This window comes from Streptomyces brasiliensis (genome assembly GCF_014647875.1).
In the GTDB taxonomy this organism is placed as follows: domain Bacteria; phylum Actinomycetota; class Actinomycetes; order Streptomycetales; family Streptomycetaceae; genus Streptomyces; species Streptomyces brasiliensis.
The window spans coordinates 1-5,351 of record NZ_BMQA01000156.1 but is presented as its reverse complement, the minus strand read 5'-3'; the positions used below and the strand labels follow the sequence as shown (position 1 = coordinate 5,351).

Sequence of the window (5,351 nt, the reverse complement as noted above, 5' to 3'; positions counted from 1 at the left end):
TACAACGCCACAGACCCGGCCGCGGCCGCGTACGAACTCAAAAAGCGCGCAGCCGCCTGACAGGACCAGCACGCTGTGTGCCAAACACAAACCTGGCACACAGCAGCAGGGACCAGCCCCAACACCCCCGGCTTTACCGGGCCCGGACGCGTCGGGGTCCGCACCGTTCTGACCGAATAATCTACCGGTGCTCCGGACCCGGCCACGGCAATTAAGCACGACCAGCCCACCAGCCATCCGACCCGCCAATAGACGGAAAACAGTCGGCGTTCATGAGGCGCTGGTGAGCCGCGTCGGGAGACTTGAAGAGGAAAAGGGAGTCGGCGTGGAAGGCCAAGAGTCAGGTGCTCGATCCCATCGGGCACACGATGCTAACTGCTCCCTCCTGCGGCTGGCCGCGGAAGTGCTGCGGTTGCGCTACGCGCATTTCAGCCGAGACAGCAGCCTGTCCCCGGCCGCGGCAGGCGAGCTGGCAAACGCCTTGGAGGGTGTCGCCGAGGGCCATCCCGCCTATGACCAGATCAATCCAAGGGAGGCGATCGCCTTGGCCCATCGCCTGGTTGATGACGACCATCCTGAGCTGTCAGGAATGTGGCCCAGGACCCGGTAAGCGGTCGGAGGTTTCACCGGGCACGTAATGGCCGGTGGGCCGTAGCCGAGACCTCGGATTGATACGGGGGCTGTCTTCCTTCAGGGAAATCACCCTGGCGAGGTGAACGAGACGGTCGATCATGACCGCGGCGACGACGGTGCCGCCGAATACCTCGCCCCAACGCGGGCCGCTCGGTCGCAGGTGGTCGTCACGTCGCAGTCTGAGGACGTTCCCGACGCCGACCACGGCCATGTCCGCCGCATTGACCTGGCACCGGTGACCGAGCTCGGCGTGGAAAGCGGGTGGTGCCATCGCGTCTCCCGCTTCCACTCAACTGGCCGATCCTGGACCGCCGCCCAGCCTGACCGCACTGAGGATCACTCGCAGCTCAAAGAGGAGTACACGATGACCGCTGCCGTTGCCACCGAAGCCCCCGTCCGATCCGCACCCGCGGGCGACCCCGCCCTGATCGGCGTGCCCACCTTCATCGTCGGCGCGACGGCGCTCGGCCTGGTGCTGACCGGGTACGTCCCGGCCGGTGCCGTCGGCGCCTCGATCGCGATCATCTTGCCCGCGACCGGCCTGGGCCAACTCGTCGCCGCGGTGTGGGCAGCGGCACTGGGCCAGAACGCTGTCGCCGCCGTGTTCGGTGTGTTCACCGGGTTCTGGTTCAGCTACGCGGCACTTGTGCTCGGCCTGATTCACGGCTGGTTCGGCATCTCCGGCGACGCGGCGGTCGCCACGCAGGGCCTGTTCCTGATCGCCTGGCTCGTCACGATCGGCCTGCTGACGCTGGCCACCTTGCGGTTGCCCGCCGCATTCACACTGCTGTTCGCATTGATCGATATCGCGCTCGCGCTCGTGCTGTACGGCACAGTGAGCGCCTCCACGGCTGCCACCAGCGCGGGCGGGTACGTTGTGTTCGCGTTCACCGCGGTCGGGGTGTACCTGTTCGCCGGCGCAATGTTCGCCGCGACGGGCGGCAGGCCGCTGCCGCTGGGCCGTCCAGTGCTGAACTGAGGTGACGCGGGGTGGGCGCGGAGGCTGACCAGGCCAAGGGAGAAGCCATGCGCTTCGAAATCACGCGACTCGACGACGTCGACGGCACACCCGTGGACACCATCGTCGTGGACGCCGCCTCCGTCAGCCGGATCGTTCAGCAGGCCGCCGCCATCGGGCAGCGGCTGTGGATCCGCCCGGTCGAAACCTCGGCCTCGTAACCAGCGGAGCCCCTCTACATGCGCTTGAGAGCCCCCGTACGGGCACCGGTTCCCGGTTCCGTGCCGGCCCGGTCATCGGAATGTCCACAGGAGTGGCGGAGAAAGCACCCGAACGATGAGCGCGATCGAAGACCCAGGTGACGAGCGCCTGTCGGTCACGAGGCCCAAGACGTGGGCGACCGGCATGCCCGCCGTCACACACGCCCTCCAGTACTCCCTGGGGCAGACCTCGGTGCGGCGCACTGCGCTGACGCTGCTGAACATCAACCAGGCGGAGGGTTTCGACTGCCCGGGCTGCGCAACCTCTCCACGCACACCACTCCGACGTCAAGGCGTGGCTGGCGAAGAACCCTCACGTGCGCCTCCGCTTCACCCCCGCCGGCTCCTCTTGGTTGAACCAAACCGAGACCTGGTTCGGGATCATCACCCGACAGTCGATCCGCCGCGGCACATTCTCCAGCGTCCAACGTCCTGGTCAAGCAGATCCGTGACTGCATCAACTCCTGGAACGAGAACGCGAGACCCTTCACCTGGACCGCAATCGCCGGGGAGATCCTCGCCAAGGTCCGGCTCGTCCAGACCGCCGTGAAGAAACTCGTCAACAACAACTCGAACTGACATAAACCGAATCACGAGACACTAGTAGGGCTTCGTTAGGTACCCCAACTGCCGTCTAACGGGTAGTGTGTGATCTTGTATCAGGTGTGACACCTGAGGAGATGGACGAGGTCCGTCCGCGTCTGGAGGCGTTCGCAGTCGAGATGCTCGGCTCGCTCGCGCGGCGGGACCAGCGGGCCAAGGGCGAGCTGTATGTGCGCGGGCTGATGCTGGACGGCAAACGCAAGTCGATGCAGCCGGGGATGCGTATATGCCCTGGCACCACCCGGATCGGTGACCTGCGGTTGTGGATCTTCCTTGGATGATCCCACCAGTTCCTGGAGTCGGGCTGGAACGCGGTGCGGGGTTATGCGACGTCGACGCCGTAGGCGCGGGCGAGTCCGTCGAGGCCGTCGGCCCAGCCTTGGCCGAGGGCGCGGAGTTTCCAGACGGGTTGGCTGGCCTGGGTGTGCCGGTACAGCTCGGCGATGACCATGGCTTTGATGTGGGGGTCGGCGGGCGGATTGAACGTCCAGGCGGTGCCGGTGGGGCAGTTCATGTCGAGAGCGGCGTGGGTTAGGGCGGCGCAGGTCAGTCCGGTGTCGACGTCCATGTTGATGGCGACGGCGACGCGTCGGACCCGGTCGGGAAGCGCGGACAGGTGGAGGGTGGCGCGTTCGACGGTGTGTGGTCCTTCTTGCTGCTTGCCCAGGAGGCGTGCGGTGCCGTCAACGGTGGCGGGCTGGTTGTAGAAGACGAAGTCGGCATCACTGGCCACGCGGCCGTCGTCGGCGGTGAGGAAGAGGGTGAGGTCGGCGTCCGCGCCGGCGAAACGGAAGGCGATCTGCAGCCCCTGCCAGGCTTCCTCGGGCAGTACCAGGGTCTGACCGGCCACCAGCGCGGTGGCCGCGGCCGGTGGGGTGGGCCCGGCCGGCGGGAGGAGCGGTGCGGGCGGCGCTGCTGCGAGTGTGGCCTGCTTCCACGCGGCGAACGGGGTGAGGCGGAACGGGTCGCCGGCGGGGCCGGCGGGCGGTGAGGTGCTGCCGAGGGTGCGGTCGAGGTCGGCGGGGGGGGGGTCGGGTTCGTCCTGGGCGTGGTCGAGCAGGTCCTGCAGGCCGGGCACCCGGCTCGGGTCGAGGGGCTTGACGGTGCTGGAGAGGTTGCCGGAGGCGGTGGTGGTGACGGAGCAGGCGACGTCCTGCCCGATGTCCAGGAACCGCAGGGCGTCCTCGGCCTCCCTCCAGGGGGTCGACTCGACGGCTTGGCGGCTGAAGCGGCCGTAGGCGACGAAGCCGAGGCGCTGGGTGTCGGGCAGGCGCGTGAGGACGGCGAGGTCGATGGCGGTGATGCCCGGCGCGGTGGCGAAGCCCTCTTTGAGGGTGGCGACGATGTTCGAGCCCATTGAGGTCAGCCACCACAGGAGCCGGTCTCGCTTGGTGAGGTTCTTCAACGTCGGCCGCCCGCTGGAGGTCAGACCGGGAGTCTGGGTGGGCAGCGTGTCGAGGTCCTGCTGCCGCATCACTACCGACATCACCGACCCGTCCACGCCGACGGCGCACCCGGCGGCCGGATTGTCGGAGAACGCGGTGTTCACGGCCTCGCAGACCGTCGCCTCGTCGTTGGCGAGCAGAGCCTGCCACCACTGTGCGGCCCCTCCTGCCATCCGGTCATGGACGGCGTACAGCCTCGCGGTCTCCGCCGCGAGGTAGGCGGGCGCATCCTGCTGGGCGCGCTGTCTGGCAGCCGCCCGCTCCGCCCGGGCCAGCCGGCCCACCCCCTGCAGATGAAAGGCCTGAGCCTCGGCGAGCGCCCACGGCAGACCCAACTGCGGCACATCCGGGACAACCGGCGGATGCGCGACGGGAAAAGGCTGCAGATGCACACTGGTCGTCTGGCGCCGCAGTTCCCGCAGCTGCGCGATGGCAGCGTCACGCTCGGCTTCCTGCTGGGCCCGCTCCGCCTGCCGGCGCGCCCGCTCCAACTGCGCGGGCGAGGGCGCAACCGTCCGGGGCCGCGGGCTACGGCGGGTGCTGGTCCGCCTGCGACCGCCGCTGAGGGAACTCGATGCATAAAACGGGCCGAGCCCGCTGGAGACCCTGGCGCCGCCCGTGCCGACACTGATCCTTGCTGCCCGCGAACCGATCGAGGTACGCACCCCACGCGTCGAGACCCGCACACTCATCCCCGGAACACCCACACGGAAACCGAACCCCATACAGCCCACCCCTTCTCTCTCGAGCAGACAGTGTGGCACCCACACATCCGCGTATGTGAAGGAACCGTGTGCATGCCCCCCATCGCCGCTCAGCGTCGTGCGACCGCAGCGCCAGGAGGATCGATTCATCCTCGTATGCGCAGCGAACTGTTAGAGCTCTGAGCCCGTTTGGTGGGGGATGCCCCAATGGGTATTCGCCCGGGTCGGTGACTGGGGTGAGTGGCCCTCGCGTCGGTGCCGGGCGGAGGCGACGTCACGAGGATAGGGAGCGGTTGTCGGAGGGTGCTCGACCGTGCAGGCCAGCACACTGGCCCTGCTGCTCCCCGCCACTGTGAACTTCTGGCGCGGCACTGCATACGGCGTGGGGAGCGGCCTGCTCCACGCTTGACGCTGCGTGTCTCAGGTCTCGGTCACCCTTGAGCTTCACTCCTGGGGTGTTCTGCGTTGCATGTGCGATGGAAAAGTTGCTGAAGTGGCGCGGCTTGCGGCGGAACGTGGAAGTGTGGGGCCTGTTCAGTTGTGTGATTCGCAGGAGGGGCGGGCTGTGGCTGCGGGGGACGGTGAATTATCCCGGCTGTCTGGGGTCCATCGTGTGCTCGTCGGCGTGGTCGTGTCCGGTGCGGTGATCATCGCCGGTATCGGCTTCGCCGGTTCCTACGCGGCCGTGCGTGAGCTGGCCATCAAGAAGGGCTTCGGGAACTTCTCGTACGTCTTCCCGATCGGCATC

Annotated in this window: 5 protein-coding genes and 2 pseudogenes; 5 read left to right on the top strand and 2 right to left on the bottom strand. The window is 67.8% G+C overall.

All coding sequences use genetic code 11. From position 1 onward, the window contains the following. Positions 1–583: 583 nt before the first annotated feature. On the bottom strand, positions 584–733 hold the full coding sequence (locus tag IEZ19_RS52440; protein WP_308429105.1) for a hypothetical protein: 150 nt from the start codon (positions 731–733) through the stop codon (positions 584–586). On the opposite strand from IEZ19_RS52440, the gene IEZ19_RS48960 reads away from it, so the two are divergent. The 4 genes and pseudogenes from IEZ19_RS48960 to IEZ19_RS48945 all read left to right on the top strand — a co-directional run. Beyond that, complete coding sequence (locus tag IEZ19_RS48960; protein WP_308429104.1) at positions 713–1,612, top strand: acetate uptake transporter family protein; 900 nt, start codon at positions 713–715, stop codon at positions 1,610–1,612. The two genes, IEZ19_RS52440 and IEZ19_RS48960, sit on opposite strands and share 21 nt — an antisense overlap. Positions 1,613–1,659: 47 nt before the next feature. Further along, the gene (locus IEZ19_RS48955) at positions 1,660–1,812 is read left to right on the top strand and encodes a DUF8834 family protein (RefSeq protein WP_189317825.1); all 153 of its coding nucleotides are present in this window, start codon (positions 1,660–1,662) and stop codon (positions 1,810–1,812) included. A gap of 115 nt (positions 1,813–1,927) precedes the next feature. After that, positions 1,928–2,140 (top strand): annotated as a pseudogene (locus IEZ19_RS52435) (hypothetical protein); the annotation flags it as partial. 391 nt (positions 2,141–2,531) lie between these two features. Then, positions 2,532–2,669 (top strand): annotated as a pseudogene (locus IEZ19_RS48945) (transposase); the annotation flags it as partial. A 107-nt stretch (positions 2,670–2,776) separates the two neighbouring features. On the opposite strand, the gene IEZ19_RS48940 reads toward IEZ19_RS48945, so the two are convergent. Beyond that, entirely contained in the window at positions 2,777–4,390 is a 1,614-nt protein-coding gene (locus tag IEZ19_RS48940; protein ID WP_229841721.1) for a TerD family protein, read from the bottom strand. A gap of 778 nt (positions 4,391–5,168) precedes the next feature. Between IEZ19_RS48940 and IEZ19_RS48935 the strand changes: the two genes are divergently transcribed. Continuing rightward, positions 5,169–5,351 (top strand): DUF2637 domain-containing protein (locus IEZ19_RS48935; protein ID WP_189317823.1); only part of this gene is annotated, 183 nt, incomplete at its 3' end.

Excerpts from the sequence above, each read along its gene's own strand:
- IEZ19_RS52440 (WP_308429105.1), bottom strand. The coding sequence starts at position 733 with ATGATCGACCGTCTCGTTCACCTCGCCAGGGTGATTTCCCTGAAGGAA.
- IEZ19_RS48955 (WP_189317825.1), top strand. The coding sequence starts at position 1,660 with ATGCGCTTCGAAATCACGCGACTCGACGACGTCGACGGCACACCCGTG.